Source organism: uncultured Marinobacter sp. (assembly GCF_913055835.1).
In the GTDB taxonomy this organism is placed as follows: domain Bacteria; phylum Pseudomonadota; class Gammaproteobacteria; order Pseudomonadales; family Oleiphilaceae; genus Marinobacter.
Genome location: NZ_CAJXKQ010000010.1, coordinates 39,908 through 55,885 on the forward strand (window position 1 = coordinate 39,908; position 15,978 = coordinate 55,885).

Sequence of the window (15,978 nt, forward strand, 5' to 3'; positions counted from 1 at the left end):
AGGTCGACGCTATGAAGCGGGATACGAGAACGAAAAAACAGCAGGGTTTCACCCTCATTGAGCTGGTGGTCGTCATTGCCATCCTGGCAATTCTTGCCGCCTTCGCTCTGCCACGATTCGCCCAGCTGTCAGAGCAGGCGCATCAGTCCAGCATTCGGGCAACTGCGGGCGCCCTGGCTGCGGGCGTTGCCCTGGCAAAAACCCAGTGGGTATCCAACGGCTTCACTGCGGCAGAAACGAATGTGGTGGGCTTTGGCAACGACAATGTGGATGTCAGTGATGACGGCTGGCCGACTTCCGTTGGTTCAGATAATACCAGTACCACGATGGATGGCACCAAATGTGAAGAGGTCTGGCTTGGTGTTCTGCAATCCAATGCGCCGACTGTAAGCGGCACCAATCCTGAATACGCAATATCGATCAGCAGCGGAGACTGCGTATTCACCTATCAAGCAGACAGCCAGGGCAGCACCATTGCGTATGATGCCGACACTGGCGAGATAACCACAACCATTAACTGATAAACCTAAAAAACCAACTGGCGATAAAAACGGAGTACGACCATGAAAGCGATGACAGCCATTGCGGCAAGAAAAGAAAAAGGCTTCACCCTGATTGAATTGGTCATGGTAATTGTAATTCTGGGGATTCTGGCGGCGTTTGCTCTGCCGCGGTTTGCGGATTTGGGGTCTGAGGCTCGCACTTCGGCACTGAATGGTGCGATTGGAGCTGTCAAATCTGCAGCTGGCATTGCGCACTCAGCATGTCTCGCAAGAGCCACTTGTGATGACAGTGACGGAGCAACGTTGGCGTTGGATGGCGATACTATAAACATGGCCAATGCCTATCCCGAGGCAGCGGCGGGTGGAATTGATGATGCAGCGCAAATCGCCGATGACTTCATTCTTGCTGCTCCCTCAGGAACCGAACCAAACCGCACCATTCTAATCTCTGCAGATAATGGGAATGGGGCCGCTGTGGCTAACTGTAACTTCACTTACGCTGAGAACACGGGAACCGTTACGGCTTCGAATACAAACGGCTGCTGATATAGCATTTAGAAGCCTAAGGTCAGCATAGCGTACTGGGTTAGTTCAGTAGGTCGGATTAGCGAAGCGTAATCCGACGATCGGGCTTGAACGATGCTTATGTCGGGTTACGCTTCGCTAACCCGACCTACATTGGGTAGTTCTGGAGGGGGCATGAGAATCAAGAAGGCCCCGAGTCAATCGGGTTTCACCCTCGTTGAGCTGGTGATGGTCATCATCCTGATCGGAGTCCTCTCCGCTCTGGGCATTGGCCTGTTCGCCAGCCGCTCGGCCTTTTCCCCTTTGCTGGCCACCCAGCAACTTGCCTCCGCCACGCTGCTTGCCCAGCAGGCAGCGTTGGCGGGAAATTCCGCTGGAACGGTGACTGTCGAACAAACCTCCGATAACTTTCTGTTTACAGTTGGGGCGGGCACCGGCAATGCCCGTACCTTCAGTGTTGAGCGTGCTGGCACCAGCCTTGGTGGTGTCGCCCTCCCACTGACCCTCACGTTCACCAAGGAAGGAACCATATCCAGCGGTAGCAACGTTGGCTTAACTTTCACCGGCGACAGCACCTATCAGACATGTATAAGCTCCCTCGGCGCTGTTTACCGTGGAGGCTGCCAGTCATGAACCGGCGTTCCCGGGGCGCAACGCTGGTGGAGCTGGTGATTACCATCGTTATTATCAGTGTCGCCATTGCCGGGGTTGTCGGGGCCTTTGCTTTGATCAGTGGCCGAAGTGCCGATCCGCTCAATGAGACCCGGGCGGTCGCGCTGGCACAGCTTTACATGGACGAAATTATTACCCAGAAATACGATGATCAGACGCCCCAGGGTGGGGTTCCACGGTATAACGGTGGTTGCTCGATCGGACCTGAAGGATCAGAAACGCGATCAACGTTTGATGATGTAGACGATTATGACGGGCTGAACGATTCACCGCCTGCCAGTGCCCTGTCGGTTTTGTCTGGCTATTCTGGTTTTTCAGTCGCCGTGACAGTGGTTTGTGCCGGGGATGAAGTGGGGTTGCCCGTCTCACAGGCCAAACGTATAGACCTGACCGTCTCGGCGCCGGCTGATAGTCAGTTTGTTTTTTCTGCGTACAGGGCGAACTTCTGATGGGCGCAAGCAGGGGCTTTACTCTGGTCGAGCTGGTTATGGTGATCGTCCTGCTTGCCATTGTAGCAACGATCTCTGTGCGCTTTGTGGCATTGTCTACCCAGGGGGCGGTCGATGTCGGGTCTCGACAGCTGAGGTCTTTCTCTGCTGTTGTTATCAGCGAACAAATCAGCCGGGCGCTGCGCGAGGCGTTGCCCGGGTCCATCCGGGTGAACAGTACTGGTTCCTGCCTTGAATGGATTCCAGTGGTTGCGGTGTCGAACTATCTGAATCTGCCGAAGGGGGCCAACCCGGATTCGTTTGAAGCGGTTCCTCTGGCTGGCGGCAACAGTGCCAACGGTCGTGTAGTTGTGTACAGCTATGGCAGCAATCTTTATTCAACCGGCAGTCCCGGCCCTGTATCACCTCCTGCAACATTGCCAAGCGGTGCCTCTCCGGTAACAGTGACGTTTGATGGCGGAGCTAACCACCGCTTTTCTACCCAATCTCCAGAGCGCAAATTCTTCATCATTGATGAGCCGAGAACCTTTTGCCAGCAAGGCAGGTTTTTGTTCCGTTACCGCGATTACGGGATTCAATCATCAATCGCTTCGGCCTTACCCCCCGGGATGCCTCGCAGAGAAGTGCTTGCAGCCGAACTGGTGGCCGATTCTCTGCGTTTCGAAGTTGTTTCTCCTTCGCTACAGAGAAATGGGGTGGTGTCTTTCAGCTTCGAGCTGACCAGCCCGGAATCAGGGGAAGTAACGAGCGTCAGTCAGGAGGTCCAGATTCGTAATGTGCCCTGACAACCTCTTGAACAGACAATCTGGCGCTGGCCTGCCAGTAGCGCTTTTCGTAATCACTGTTCTGGCTCTGCTTGTCGTTGTCATGGCTCAGCTGCAACAGGGCTCCGGCGAGGCCACGAGCCTGCAAATCCAGTCTCAACGGGCCCTGTTTGCTGCCGAGAGTGGTGCACAGGTTGCAGTGCGGGAGGCCCTCGACGGGGGTGCTTGCGGCTCGGTCACCTCGCCTAAAATTTTCTCGGTCAGCGGCCTTTCCGGTTGCCGCGCTGTTCTGACATGCGAGTCAGTCTCAGCAGAGCTGAATGGAAGTGCTCCGATGGAGGAAATCTTTACCCTGACCAGTACCGGCCAATGCGGTGCCGGTATTGATCGTGCGGAGCGGGTGGTGGAGGTGAAAGTCCGATGACAAAGAGCCACGGAATTCTTGTTTGTGGTGTGGAGCGCCTAGCTTCGCTTGCTGGCCTGGTGCTTTTGTTAATGGTGCCGCAACTGGCGTATGCCGCCTGTTCTGCGTTTGCGGGTCTGGCGACCATCAACGAGATTTCGGAACAGGACGGATTTATCGAGATCAAGTTGCTTTCATCCAGTATAGAGCCATCTGATTACTCGTCCTGGCGGCTTCAGTTCTGTTCAACCGATGGCAAGAACAAGCCCACGATTTCCTGCAGCGACACGCGGTCTCTCTCGTTGGCGGATCGTCGCGATTCACCTTGGCTGATCATGGGCGGCAATGCGCTCGGTGACACGGACATAAATCTGGCGGGCATGGACGCAAGGCTTTCAGACGCAGCGGGCAACACCATTGATTACATTCAGGTTGGTAACACGGTTTCTGGTTCAGAGGATGCCTCATGCTCCTCCAGTCCTGAAGACCTGCCCTTTGATACCGACTTGCCTCTTGTGGGAGGGGAAAGTGGCAAGTACGCCCGTAGGCTCCCCGATGGCACGGGAACCTGGAGCATGAGTTCCGGTGCCTCTGGTGGGAAGGATACTGAAGGGGATACCAATGAGGGGGTGATTCCCGGGCCTGACATAAGTCTTGGAAATGTGACGGTGTTTCAGGGACAGACTGCGAGTTTCAGTATTACTCTTAATACTGCCGCCGACAGGGATGTATCGATCGGCTATCAGACCCGGGATAGCTCGGCAACGGCTGGCACTGACTACAGCGCTCGCTCTGGGGCTGTAACAATTCCAGCAGGTCAGGATCAGGCGACCATTACGGTGCTAACATTGCAGTCTGGAAGCCGGGAGCAACGCCAGTTCTTTCTGGAACTGACATCGGCCCTTGATAACTCTGGAGATCGCTATGGCGTTTTCAGATCCCAGATCGGGGTGGGTACCATACTCCCTGCACCTGTTGCGGACTGGCATCTCGATAATGGCCCCTGGAGTGGTTCCCCCTCCGAGGTAATTGATTCATCCGGGAATGGTTTGAATGGACGCGCTTTTGGTCCGCCGAATTTTGCGACCCAGACGCCAGCGCGTCCCGGAACTCCGGGAACCTGTGGCTACGCGAGCTTTGACGCAGCCAGCAATCACTATATCGAGGTCGGTGACTCGCCTGCACTGGATCTTTCAGGGCCGCTGACCATTAGTGCCTGGATCAACCCGGCCAGTTTCCCACGCTCTGGTATCCGGACTATCGTCTCCAAAGACGAGAACTTCGAGTTTCACATCAATTCCAGCCGTGAGATCTATTGGTGGTGGCGAACCGACAATGGTGGCACCTATTCGTTTACCACAAGCGGCGCCAACCTGTCTGAAAACCGCTGGTACCATATTGCTGTTGTCTACGAGAGTGGGCGCCAGGCCATCTATGTGGACGGCGTTGAATCAGGCTCGGCCAGCCGAAGCGGAAACCTGATGACCAATAATGATCCTCTCCACATTGGCCAGGATCAGTTTTTCCAGGGACGTTATTTCGATGGGCGGATTGATGAGGTCGCAGTATTCAGTGCCGCCTTCGACACAGAGGGCATCAAGCAACTTTACCAGCGTGTCCGTCCTTGTGGCTTTAATCAGTTCGATCGTCTTGAGGTTTTAGTGCCGGCAACCGCCAGTGTCTGTGAGGGAGCCGAAGTAGTTGTGAGGGCTCTGGACCAGCGTGGCGATCTGATCACAGGGTATGAAGGTACTGTCTCTCTGAGTACCAGTTCTGGCAGTGGGAACTGGGGCGGCAGCTCTGCGCAACTGACAGATCCCCCCTCGGGGACCCTCATGCCAAGTCCAGATACGGATAATGACGGCCGGGTGGCCTACAGGTTCTCCAGCGCAGATAACGGGACGGTGTCTTTGCTTCTGGAAAGCGCGTCCGCAGATGAACTGACGGTGCTGGCGGAGGATCTGGCAAGTGGTCGAGGTGGTCGTTCCGGGCCGGTCCAGTTTCTTGAAAATGCCTTTGTCATTGAGTCCAACGATACCAATAACCTCGATATCGTGGCCGAAAGGAATCACGACTTTTTGGTCCGGGCGGTTCGCAGGGACCAGACCACCGGCGAATGTGGCCTGGTAACCGATTATGATGGTGTGATTGATCTTAAAGCATGGCTCTCACGAACAGGCGATGATCCCGGCGGGGCTGCACCAGAGATCCAAAGCAGCGGGGGTGCTGGGGTGCCTGGGGATTCAAGGCCCGCCACTGACAACGTTGCACTTGCGTTTAGTAACGGTACCGCGGGCTTTTCACTTTTAACCAGCGATGTCGGCCAGTATCGACTGAACCTTTTGGACGACACCTCCGGGACCTTGGTCGATGCATCCGGAGGCCCGCTGCCTGTGTCTGGAGTCGGAGGCCTGTGGACGGTCAGACCCGATCGATTCTCTCTTGTTGTCACGGGTAATCCTGCGGCTAACAATGCCTCCGGAGATGTTTTCAGGGCAGCAGGAGAAACATTCGAGCTGGGCTTTTCCGCATTGGGAGCTGCTGGAAATGCCCTCATCAGCTACGGGCAGGAAGGTTCGCCACAGGGGGCCGAGCTGACTCACAATCTAATCCAGCCAGTCGGTGGTCAGAGCGGCACTTTGTCAGGATCCCTGCAGGTGTCTGGTAAATCTTTCAGTGCCGGAACTGCAACTATCAGCGATCTGAGCTGGAATGAGGTGGGCATTCTGGAATTGATTGCCACCAATCCATCGTATCTGGGCGTGGCACCCGGTTTTAACGGTGTTTCCGGGAACGTGGGACGTTTTGTGCCGGATCGGTTCGAGATTACCGTTCTGTCGGGAGAGCTGGATCCTTTCTGCGACGCAGGCACGCCTTTTCTTTATGCAGGTCAGCCTACCGGCTGGCTGATCCCTCCGGAATTATTGATCGAGGCAAAAGGCCCCGGAACCTACACTGCCCGGAATTACACCGAGAGCGGTTTCATGAAGCTTTCCCCGGGTTCCGTCCTTCGCAGCAGCCCTGTCAAAGACAACAGCGCCACAGATAGCACGGGTGCAGACTACCCGATAACGTCATCAATTGAGGCGGGCCTGGTTTCAGTCGCCGCACCTGGCGTGGTGTCCTATGCCTTTTCAACAGCAGATCAAATCCGGTACCAAAAAACCACCTCGTCGCGAGTTGCTCCGTTCACCCCGGATCTGACCGTGTCAGTGGATTCGGTGCGGGATTCCGACAATGTATCGGCATCGTCAATGCCCGTCCCCGTGAACCCGACGGCTCCTTTGGAGCTCCGGTATGGCGCCTGGCGCATGGAAAACGTCTATGGTCCGGAGAATGTAGCGGCCCTCTCAATTCCTTTCAGAGCCGAATTCTGGAATGGGACTCGTATGGTGACAAATCAGGATGATAGTTGCTCCGCCTGGGCGACTACATCAATATCGGATCCTGAGGTGCACCATTCCCTGGTCTCGGGAGCCGGCACACTCGCCGGAGGTATCGGTGGTCCGCTCACCCTGCGACCAAAAGGTACGCAAGGCACAGATACCCTTGTTTGGGATATTCCTGTCTGGTTTGAAGAGGACGATGACGGTGACGGTACTCTGGATAACCCCAGTGCCCTGGCAACGTTCGGCGTCTATCGCGGCCACGACCGTGTGATCTACTGGCAGGAACGATAAAAAAGGGCAGGACGCGAGTCCTGCCCCAAAACATCAACGAACCCCGGCGGTTCGCCAATCGTCAGTCTTCCTCGTGTTCCGGATGGTCCATCCCCAGTTCATTGATCTTCCGGGTCAGCGTATTTCGACCCCAACCCAGCAGAATCGAGGCATCCCGTCGACGGCCACCGGTGTGCTTCAAGGCTGTTTCGATCATGATTTTCTCGAACTCGGGCACTGCCGTATCGAGAATGCCCTTCTTGCCCCGTTTGAGTTCCTGTTCGGCCCAGTTTTTCAGGCCTTCCTGCCAGGTTGTGCCGGTGGTTGGCGCCTCTGCCTGGTGCAATAGCTCCGGCGGCAGGTCATCAATGTGGATCTCGCGGCCGCTGGCCATTACGGTCAGCCAGCGACATGTGTTTTCCAACTGGCGGACATTGCCCGGCCAGGGCAGGGTGGTGAGGTATTCTTCGGCCTCTTCGCGCAGGATCTTGGGCTCGACGGCCAGCTCTTTGGCCGCTCGTTTCAGGAAATGCTGCATCAGCCTTGGAATGTCTTCCCGGCGTTCGGCGAGCTTGGGCAAATGCACGCGAATAACGTTCAGGCGGTGGAACAGGTCTTCCCGGAAGGTGCCGCCCTGCACCAGCTTTTCCAGATCCTGGTGAGTTGCTGCGATGATGCGCACGTCCACCTTGATGGGTGTGGTGCCGCCCACCCGGTAGAACTCCCCATCGGCGAGAACTCGTAACAGTCGGGTCTGGGTGTCGGCGGGCATATCACCGATTTCATCGAGGAACAGTGTGCCGCCGTTGGCCTGCTCGAAACGGCCCTGCCTTGCGGCGCCGGCGCCGGTAAAGGCGCCTTTTTCGTGGCCAAACAACTCGGATTCAATCAGGTCTTTGGGAATCGCTGCCATATTCAGGGCGATGAACGGATGGCTAGCCCTGGGGCTGTGGTTATGCAGCGCCTGCGCTACCAGCTCCTTGCCCGTGCCGCTCTCGCCGTTGATCAGAACCGTAATGTTGGAGTGGGAAAGCCGGCCAATCGCCCGAAAGACCTCTTGCATGGCCGGTGCTTCACCGATGATCTCGGCGTTGCGCTGGGCCATCTCGGCCTGGGGTTCACCACTGGCACGCTTCTCGTGGCTGTGGGCAACGGCCCGTTTGACCAGCGCGACCGCGTCATCCACATCGAAGGGTTTGGGGAGGTATTCGAAGGCACCGGTCTGGTAACTGGTGACCGCACTCTCGAGGTCCGAGTGCGCGGTCATGATGATGACGGGCACGTCCGGGTGAACGTCCACGATCTGGGAAAGCAGGGTAATGCCGTCGACCCCCGGCATCCGGATATCGCTTACGATGGCATCCGGCTGTTCGTGCTCCAGCCGCATCATGATGCTTTCACCACTGTCAAAAACTCGGGGCTGCATACCGGCCTGGTTAAGGGCGCGCTCCAGCACCCAGCGAATACTGCGGTCGTCGTCTATGATCCAGACGTTCGCCGGTTGGCTCATGGGGTGTCCTCCAGAGGCAGGAAGATGATGAAGTCGGTTCGGCCTGGTTCGCTCTCGCATTCAACCAGTCCGCGGTGTTGGCCGATGATGCTCTGGGTAATGGAAAGGCCCAGACCGGTGCCACTGGCACGGCCACTGATCATCGGATAGAAAATGTTCTGCACCAGCTCCGGCGGAATGCCGGGGCCGTTGTCGATAACGTCGACCCGGCACACGAGCCTGTGGCGTCGGTTGCCAATCGTGAACTGACGCAGAGTGCGGGTACGGAAGGTAATGGTTGGCGGCTCGTCGGAACTGTGGCTCGCCTGGTTTTCGAAGGCCGCTTCCATGGCATTCCGGGCAATATTGAGGAACGCCTGGATCAGTTGCTCCTTGTCGCCCTTGAACTCGGGAATGCTAGGGTCGTAATCTCGCTCGAAATTCAGTCGTCCCTTGCTTTCCGCCTCAAGCAGGGTGCCCACTCGTTCGAGGATTTCATGGATGTTGGTGGGCGCCAGCTTCAATGCCTTGTTCGGGCCCAGCATCCGGTCCACAAGGCTTCTAAGCCGATCTGCTTCGTCGATGATGACCCGGGTATATTCTCGCTGGTCTTCACTGTTGAGTTCCCTATCAAGAAGCTGCGCCGCGCCCCGGATGCCGCCGAGCGGGTTCTTGATCTCGTGGGCCATGCCCCGGACCAGAATGCGGGTGGTCTCCTGCTGGGAAATAATGTCTTCCTCACGGCTGATCCGCATCAGCCTGTCTCTGGGCTGGATTTCGATCAGCAGTTCCGTCGGTTCCAGGCTGATGGGCGTTACGGAATAATCCACCGTAAGTCGGGAGCCGCTGGTGAGAAGAAACTCGGCCTCTCTGCGGGTGTAGGATTGCCCATTGCGAACGGCGGCAAAAAGCGTTTTCAGGGCATCCTCGGACTCGACCAGAATGTCCTGGAAGGGTTGGCCCTGGCTACGGGTCATGCTGGTTTCGAACAGGCTTTCGGCTGCCGGGTTGAGGTACCGGATGGTCAGATTATCTTCGAGTACCAGGACGGCCGTGGTGAGGCTGTCCAGGATGCTCTTGTATCCGGTTTGATTGGCCGAAGGCAGTGCCATGCGTGAATCCCGTTGGTTCGACATAGTGTGACTTCCGGAGTTTTGCAAAAAGCGAACCACTTTGGGCCAGCTTCATGAATGAGTGGGCAAAGTGCGGGCAGAAGGGCGTATCAGCGCTGAAAAGTGCCGTAAGCTGGTGCAAATCGGGGAAACGCTTCTGATCAGCCCGGAAAATTCGCCCCGTTGCTGATCAGAGTATGGCTTTTTTCTGGTGCGGCCGCACCAAAATAGTGCGATTAGTTCTGGGTGAGATCAGTTTGCGACAGAGGGGCGGTGAACGGTGAAGGTGATCGGTGAGCCGGTTTTCACCTGAACCCCGTTTTCATCCACGATATGGACGCGGGCTTCGTGGGTTCCACGGAAGACGTTGTTGACGGTGATCGAGCCGGAGGTGCTTTGTCCCACCGGCTGGCCGTCCAGTGTCACTTCGTATTTGTGGCCTGGCTGGAGGCCGGGGGTGCTGCGTACCTCGAACTGAACGTCGCCGCTGCCGCTGTGGAAGGCCTGGTTGTTATCCGGATAGGCAAAAGAAACACTGTCGTAAGCGGCGCCCTCTCTCTGCACCTCTTCACGCAGTTTTTCGGTTTCCTGAACCACCTCCGGCTTGGGCAGTGTGATGGTCGTGACCGGCTTGACCTCTACAGTCTCGGAGCCTTCGCTAGGCTCGTCTGAGTAGGTGACGTTGCCGTAGGAGTCGACATTGCGGTAGACCTCGGCAGATACCGGAGCCACCATAAAAAACAGAAGGCCGGTAACCAATCCAGACTTTGGATTCATAAGCTCACCTGTTATTGGGTTTCCCCGATTATCTGCGGCGCCCGGGCTCTTTTCAACGCCTGGAGCCCGGTTGTTGGTTACATATCGTTAAGGGCTGCAGGCACTGTGCTTCGGCTCACAAAAAAGCCCCGCACGATGGCGGGGCTTGTCTGCGTTTCCTCTAAGGTGAGGTTTTAGCAGGAGTAGTACAGATCGAACTCGATCGGGTGAGTGGTCATGTTCAGCTTCTCGACTTCACCGCGCTTCAGATCGACGTAGCCCGCGATCATGTCTTCGGTGAACACGCCGCCGCGAGTCAGGAACTCGTGATCTGCTTCCAGGCAGTCCAGGGCTTCGGACAGAGTCTCGGCCACAGTCGGAATGCTCAGGGCTTCTTCCTTCGGCAGGTCGTACAGATCCTTGTCCATGGCATCGCCCGGGTGGATCTTGTTCTGGATACCGTCGAGGCCAGCCATCATCAGAGCTGCGAACGCCAGGTACGGGTTGGCGGACGGGTCAGGGAAGCGAACTTCGATACGACGCGCTTTCGGGCTGTTCACGTACGGGATACGGATAGAGGCAGAGCGGTTACGGGCAGAGTAGGCCAGCATAACCGGTGCTTCGAAGCCCGGAACCAGACGCTTGTAAGAGTTGGTTGAGCTGTTGGTGAAGGCGTTGATGGCCTTGGCGTGCTTGATAACACCGCCAATGTAGTACAGAGCGGCTTCGCTCAGGCCCGCGTAGCTGTCACCGGCGAACAGGTTTTTGCCGTCTTTGCTCAGGGACATGTGAACGTGCATGCCCGAACCGTTATCGCCAACCACCGGCTTGGGCATGAAAGTGGCCGTCTTGCCGTAGGCATGAGCAACGTTGTGCACGCAGTACTTGAGGATCTGAACTTCGTCAGCCTTCTTGGTCAGCGTGTTGGCGCCAACGCCGATTTCACACTGGCCAGCGGTGCCCACTTCATGGTGGTGTACTTCGATTTCCAGGCCCATGGATTCCATGGCGGCACACATGGCGCCACGCAGGTCGTGGAGGCTGTCAACCGGCGGAACCGGGAAGTAACCACCTTTAACACCCGGGCGGTGACCAATGTTGTTGCGGTCGAAATCTTCGCCGGAAACCCAGGCAGCTTCCTCAGAGTGGATGTGGTACATCGCACCCTGCATGTCTACGTTCCACTTTACGGAGTCAAACACGAAGAACTCCGGCTCCGGGCCAAACAGAGCGCCGTCGGCGATGCCGGTGGACTTGAGGTATTCCTCGGCGCGACGGGCCACGGAACGCGGGTCACGCTCATAACCCTGCATGGTAGAAGGCTCTACAATGTTGCAGGTGATATTCACGGTGGTCTCTTCGGTGAACGGATCGAGTACAGAAGTCTCGTCGTCCGGCATCAGGATCATGTCGGATTCGTTGATACCCTTCCAGCCCGCGATAGAGGAGCCGTCAAACATCTTGCCATCGGTGAAAAAGTCTTCATCTACTTCGGTGGCAGGCAGTGTAACGTGCTGCTCTTTACCGCGACTGTCAGTGAAGCGCAAGTCGACCCATTTGACTTCGTGTTCTTTGATCAAATCAACTGTCTTGGACATTGTGCATGCTCCGTAAGTTATACCGCACAGGCGGCTGTATTCATGTTCGTGGCGCCGGATCGCCCGGGTTAACGGGTTCCGATCTGTATCTCAGGTTCGCGCAGCTTAGCAAATGCCGTTGCGACTTACCTGCAAATTTCGGCTGATTTCGATAAAGCAAGGCGCTTGCCAATTTTTAGGGCGTGCTCCAGAACGGCGCAACTGCAAGGGTTTGGGGCACATAATAAGTAAATCAGTTGCTCTGGACTGAAAACCTGCACTTAATTGGTGCACTGTGTTGGTGCAATTATTGGTTTTGCGCCCCAATTGGGTGCGGTTGCTCCCTGTAGAGAATAGGCGTTTTTCTTCATATTAACGACACGGACTTTTCGATATACTGCGCGCCGCTTCATTTTTACCCTGCCTTTTCCAGATCCATGATCAGAAAACACCGTGCAGGGTGCCGGGCAGCCAGCTCCGGTGAATGAGTTCATTTTACGGATTTGAGACGGCATGTGGTGGGAATTCCCCTGCGAACGACCTTCTCAGGTCATTGAGTGCATGCCGCAGGAATATTTTTGTGATTGAAAAACTTCGTAATATCGCCATCATCGCCCACGTTGACCATGGTAAGACCACACTGGTAGACCAGCTTTTGCGCCAATCCGGCACGTTGGATCGGAAAGAGCTGGATAGCGAACGTGTCATGGATTCCAACGATCAGGAAAAAGAGCGGGGCATTACCATTCTGGCAAAAAACACCGCCCTGAAATGGAATGGCTACGACATCAACATCGTCGACACCCCGGGCCACGCTGATTTTGGTGGTGAGGTTGAGCGGGTCATGAGCATGGTGGACTGCGTGTTGCTGGTAGTCGACTCTATCGATGGCCCCATGCCCCAGACCCGTTTCGTTACCCAGAAGGCATTTGCTGCGGGCCTGCGCCCGATCGTGGTGGTCAACAAAATCGACCGTCCCGGCGCCCGTCCGGACTGGGTTGTGGATCAGGTGTTTGACCTGTTCGACAACCTGGGCGCCACTGACGAGCAGCTTGATTTCCCGATCGTCTACGCCAGTGCCCTGAACGGTATTGCCGGGATGGATCATGAAAATCTCGACGACAACATGGACGCCGTGTTCCAGGCGATCGTGGATCATGTCCCGGCGCCGAACGTTGATCCGGACGGCCCCTTCCAGATGCAGATCTCCCAGCTGGACTACAACAGCTTCCTCGGTGTAATCGGCATTGGCCGCATCATGCGGGGCAAGATCAGGACCAACTCTCCGGTCACCGCGATCGGTGCCAACGGCAAGAAGCGCAACGGCCGTATCCTCAAGATCATGGGGCATTCCGGACTGCAGCGTGTTGAGGTGGATGAAGCCCAGGCTGGCGACATTGTCTGTGTTAGCGGTATGGATGAGCTGTTCATTTCCGACACCCTGTGTGATCAGGCCAATGTTGAAGCGCTGCCGGCACTGACGGTGGATGAGCCGACCGTGTCCATGACCTTCCAGGTCAACGACTCGCCGTTTGCCGGCAAGGAAGGCAAGTACGTCACCAGCCGGAACATCAAGGAGCGGCTTGAAAAAGAGCTGCTGCACAACGTGGCGTTGCGCGTTGAAGAGGGCGACTCTGCCGACAAGTTCAAGGTATCCGGCCGTGGCGAGTTGCACCTGTCCGTTCTGATCGAGAACATGCGTCGCGAGAACTTCGAGCTGGCGGTCGGTCGCCCGGAAGTTGTTATTCGCGAAGTCGATGGTGAAAAGCAAGAGCCGTACGAGAACGTTATTGTTGATATCGAAGAGCAGCACCAGGGCGCCGTGATGGAGCAAATGGGTCTGCGCAAGGGCGACCTGACCAACATGGTGCCGGATGGCAAGGGCCGGATGCGCCTGGACTATACCATTCCGGCACGGGGCCTGATTGGTTTCCGGAATACCTTCCTGACCATGACCTCGGGCACAGGCATCCTGACTTCAACCTTCAGCCACTACGGGCCGATCAAGGTTGGCGATGTCACCAGCCGCCAGAACGGTGTCATCGTGTCCATGGCTACGGGTACCGCGCTGACCTACTCGCTGGAAACCCTCCAGAGCCGCGGCAAGCTGTTCCTGGATCCGGGGCAGGAAATCTATGAAGGCCAGTTGTGTGGTATCCACAGCCGGGACAACGACCTGGTGGTGAACCCCACCAAGGCCAAAAAGCTCGACAATATGCGCGCTTCGGGCAAGGACGAGGTCATTGGTCTCGTGCCGCCGATCAAGTTCACCCTTGAGCAGGCGCTTGAGTTCATTGACGACGATGAACTGGTAGAAGTGACCCCGAAGTCGATCAGGCTGCGGAAGAAACTTCTGACCGAGAACGAGCGTAAGCGCGCCAACAAGAAGTAATCCCGGGAAAAGGGTCAGATGAAAGCGTTCATCTGACCCTTTTTCATCTCTCCCCACGCTGTGCCCCTTTCCTTTTGCTTGAGCTAAACTCCGGTTAAATTCTCAACACGGAGCGCTCCATGCTCACCCTGTATCCGGAAATCAAGCCCAATGCCCAGCACCGTATTGCCGTTGATCCGCCTCACGAGCTCTATGTTGAAGAAAGCGGGAATCCTGACGGGATACCTGTTCTTGTGGTTCACGGTGGCCCGGGTGGCGGGTGCGAGGATTACCACCGGCGCTTTTTCGATGCTGAACGATTCCGGATAATCCTCATGGATCAGCGTGGCGCCGGCCGGTCCACTCCGCTGGCCGAGCTCGAGGGTAACAGCACCGACAAGTTGGTTGAGGATATGGAGGCGGTGCGTTCGTTCCTCGGTATCGACAAGTGGCTTCTGTTTGGCGGCAGTTGGGGCTCGACCCTGAGTCTGGTTTATGCCCAGGCGCATCCGGAGAGAGTATCGGGGCTGGTTCTGCGTGGCATCTTTTTGTGTCGTCCCCGTGATATCCAGTGGTTCTATCAGGAGGGTGCCAGCCGCGTGTTCCCGGACTACTGGTCTGAGTTTGAGGCGCAAATTCCGGTACACGAGCGGGAAAACATGGTGTCGGCCTATTACCGCAAACTGACCAGTTCCAACGAGCTGGAGCAGATTCAGGCGGCCAAGGCCTGGTCGGTCTGGGAGGGCCGATGCGCAACCCTGCATCCGAACCCGAGGGTGGTGGAGCATTTTGGTCATCCCCACGTGGCTATCGCGCTGGCCCGGATCGAATGCCACTATTTCATGAACTCCGCCTTTCTTGAGTCAGATCAGATCATTCGCGATGCCCGCCGCCTGGCAGATATTCCAGGCATTATCGTTCACGGAAGGTACGATATGGTATGCCCGCTGGATAATGCCCTGGCACTCAGCAAAGCCTGGCCGGAGGCGGAATTCCAGATCATTCGCGATGCTGGTCATTCGGCTTCAGAGCCAGCCATTATCGATGCCCTGATTCGCGGAGTTGAGTCCGTTGTCGCGAAAACTGAGAAAAGTGCTGGCTGAATTCCGTTTTCAGGCTTGCGGCCGGTAACTGCCATGGATACACTCTTGCCCGATCTTAATTTTTGCCTGTTCAATCGTCCTCAAGGCAGTTGATGAAAGGATTGATCCAGCGAGTTTCGCAAGCCAGTGTTACCGTGGGCGGTGAGCAGATAGCCTCGATCGATGCAGGCCTTTTACTGTTGCTGGGTGTCGAAAAAGGAGATAGCGAGCGCGAGGCAAGGGAACTTTGCCGAAAAATCCTCACTTACCGTGTGTTTCCGGATGAAGCAGGGCGGATGAACCGCAGTCTGCTGGATACCGGTGGTTCCCTCCTTGTTGTTCCACAGTTTACTTTGGCGGCCGATACCTCTTCCGGAACCCGGCCCGGTTTCTCCCTTGCTGCGGGACCGGACGCCGCCAACAGGCTCTACGAATTGTTTGTGGCAGACGCAAGGTCTCGTTTGGGCTCGGACAGAGTGGGTGAAGGCCGGTTTGGCGCAGATATGAAGGTAGGTTTAACGAATGACGGGCCCGTCACCTTCATGCTTGAGATTGGACAAAGGCGCGCATAGGTAGTTGCACTAGTATTGTGCGCAGGCCGTCATGCTGGCCTGCA

At 56.5% G+C, this 15,978-nt stretch carries 14 protein-coding genes; 10 read left to right on the forward strand and 4 right to left on the reverse strand.

What is annotated here, in order from left to right:
• Positions 1 to 11 precede the first annotated feature (11 nt).
• From QZ534_RS07680 to QZ534_RS07710, 7 genes are all read left to right on the forward strand, one after another.
• Positions 12 to 521, forward strand: a complete 510-nt coding sequence (locus tag QZ534_RS07680) for a type II secretion system protein (protein ID WP_296933347.1) — start codon at positions 12 to 14, stop codon at positions 519 to 521.
• A gap of 42 nt (positions 522 to 563) precedes the next feature.
• Entirely contained in the window at positions 564 to 1,049 is a 486-nt protein-coding gene (locus QZ534_RS07685; RefSeq protein WP_296933349.1) for a prepilin-type N-terminal cleavage/methylation domain-containing protein, read from the forward strand.
• Positions 1,050 to 1,202: 153 nt separating this feature from the next.
• Positions 1,203 to 1,661, forward strand: coding sequence for a type II secretion system protein (locus QZ534_RS07690; RefSeq protein ID WP_296933351.1), 459 nt, complete (start codon positions 1,203 to 1,205; stop codon positions 1,659 to 1,661).
• A complete protein-coding gene (locus tag QZ534_RS07695) occupies positions 1,658 to 2,149 on the forward strand; it encodes a type II secretion system protein (protein WP_296933353.1) in 492 nt (163 codons plus the stop codon). The genes QZ534_RS07690 and QZ534_RS07695 overlap by 4 nt, the downstream gene beginning before the upstream one ends.
• A complete protein-coding gene (locus tag QZ534_RS07700) occupies positions 2,149 to 2,934 on the forward strand; it encodes a type II secretion system protein (RefSeq protein ID WP_296933354.1) in 786 nt (261 codons plus the stop codon). Before QZ534_RS07695 ends, QZ534_RS07700 begins: the two co-directional genes overlap by 1 nt.
• Positions 2,935 to 2,941: 7 nt before the next feature.
• Positions 2,942 to 3,337 (forward strand): hypothetical protein, encoded by a 396-nt coding sequence (locus QZ534_RS07705; protein ID WP_296933356.1) that lies wholly within the window; start codon positions 2,942 to 2,944, stop codon positions 3,335 to 3,337.
• A complete protein-coding gene (locus tag QZ534_RS07710) occupies positions 3,334 to 6,996 on the forward strand; it encodes a DUF6701 domain-containing protein (RefSeq protein WP_296933357.1) in 3,663 nt (1,220 codons plus the stop codon). The genes QZ534_RS07705 and QZ534_RS07710 overlap by 4 nt, the downstream gene beginning before the upstream one ends.
• A gap of 61 nt (positions 6,997 to 7,057) precedes the next feature.
• Here QZ534_RS07710 and ntrC read toward each other — a convergent pair whose 3' ends face one another.
• The 4 genes from ntrC to glnA form a co-directional block, all read right to left on the reverse strand.
• Positions 7,058 to 8,485 carry a nitrogen regulation protein NR(I) gene (gene ntrC / locus QZ534_RS07715; RefSeq protein ID WP_296933359.1) on the reverse strand — a complete coding sequence of 476 codons (1,428 nt, stop codon included), beginning with the start codon at positions 8,483 to 8,485 and terminating at the stop codon, positions 7,058 to 7,060.
• The gene (gene glnL, locus QZ534_RS07720) at positions 8,482 to 9,576 is read right to left on the reverse strand and encodes a nitrogen regulation protein NR(II) (RefSeq protein WP_296933470.1); all 1,095 of its coding nucleotides are present in this window, start codon (positions 9,574 to 9,576) and stop codon (positions 8,482 to 8,484) included. The genes ntrC and glnL overlap by 4 nt, the downstream gene beginning before the upstream one ends.
• Before the next feature lie 252 nt (positions 9,577 to 9,828).
• Positions 9,829 to 10,353 carry a DUF4124 domain-containing protein gene (locus tag QZ534_RS07725; RefSeq protein ID WP_296933361.1) on the reverse strand — a complete coding sequence of 175 codons (525 nt, stop codon included), beginning with the start codon at positions 10,351 to 10,353 and terminating at the stop codon, positions 9,829 to 9,831.
• 173 nt (positions 10,354 to 10,526) lie between these two features.
• A complete protein-coding gene (gene glnA, locus QZ534_RS07730; protein ID WP_296933363.1) occupies positions 10,527 to 11,930 on the reverse strand; it encodes a glutamate--ammonia ligase in 1,404 nt (467 codons plus the stop codon).
• Between the two features lie 559 nt (positions 11,931 to 12,489).
• Between glnA and typA the strand changes: the two genes are divergently transcribed.
• From typA to dtd, 3 genes are all read left to right on the forward strand, one after another.
• Positions 12,490 to 14,301 (forward strand): translational GTPase TypA, encoded by a 1,812-nt coding sequence (gene typA / locus QZ534_RS07735; protein WP_296933366.1) that lies wholly within the window; start codon positions 12,490 to 12,492, stop codon positions 14,299 to 14,301.
• A 119-nt stretch (positions 14,302 to 14,420) separates the two neighbouring features.
• Positions 14,421 to 15,383: a prolyl aminopeptidase gene (gene pip, locus QZ534_RS07740; RefSeq protein ID WP_296933368.1), complete on the forward strand. Its 963-nt coding sequence runs from the start codon at positions 14,421 to 14,423 to the stop codon at positions 15,381 to 15,383.
• Positions 15,384 to 15,475: 92 nt separating this feature from the next.
• Complete coding sequence (gene dtd, locus QZ534_RS07745) at positions 15,476 to 15,934, forward strand: D-aminoacyl-tRNA deacylase (protein WP_296933372.1); 459 nt, start codon at positions 15,476 to 15,478, stop codon at positions 15,932 to 15,934.
• The last annotated feature ends 44 nt before the right edge of the window (positions 15,935 to 15,978 follow it).

Bases quoted from the DNA above. Each gene is read 5' to 3' on its own strand.
- QZ534_RS07680 (WP_296933347.1), top strand. From the start codon at position 12: ATGAAGCGGGATACGAGAACGAAAAAACAGCAGGGTTTCACCCTCATT.
- QZ534_RS07685 (WP_296933349.1), top strand. From the start codon at position 564: ATGAAAGCGATGACAGCCATTGCGGCAAGAAAAGAAAAAGGCTTCACC.
- QZ534_RS07690 (WP_296933351.1), top strand. From the start codon at position 1,203: ATGAGAATCAAGAAGGCCCCGAGTCAATCGGGTTTCACCCTCGTTGAG.
- QZ534_RS07695 (WP_296933353.1), top strand. From the start codon at position 1,658: ATGAACCGGCGTTCCCGGGGCGCAACGCTGGTGGAGCTGGTGATTACC.
- QZ534_RS07700 (WP_296933354.1), top strand. From the start codon at position 2,149: ATGGGCGCAAGCAGGGGCTTTACTCTGGTCGAGCTGGTTATGGTGATC.
- QZ534_RS07710 (WP_296933357.1), top strand. From the start codon at position 3,334: ATGACAAAGAGCCACGGAATTCTTGTTTGTGGTGTGGAGCGCCTAGCT.
- ntrC (WP_296933359.1), bottom strand. From the start codon at position 8,485: ATGAGCCAACCGGCGAACGTCTGGATCATAGACGACGACCGCAGTATT.
- glnL (WP_296933470.1), bottom strand. From the start codon at position 9,576: ATGGCACTGCCTTCGGCCAATCAAACCGGATACAAGAGCATCCTGGAC.
- QZ534_RS07725 (WP_296933361.1), bottom strand. From the start codon at position 10,353: ATGAATCCAAAGTCTGGATTGGTTACCGGCCTTCTGTTTTTTATGGTG.
- glnA (WP_296933363.1), bottom strand. From the start codon at position 11,930: ATGTCCAAGACAGTTGATTTGATCAAAGAACACGAAGTCAAATGGGTC.
- pip (WP_296933368.1), top strand. From the start codon at position 14,421: ATGCTCACCCTGTATCCGGAAATCAAGCCCAATGCCCAGCACCGTATT.
- dtd (WP_296933372.1), top strand. From the start codon at position 15,476: ATGAAAGGATTGATCCAGCGAGTTTCGCAAGCCAGTGTTACCGTGGGC.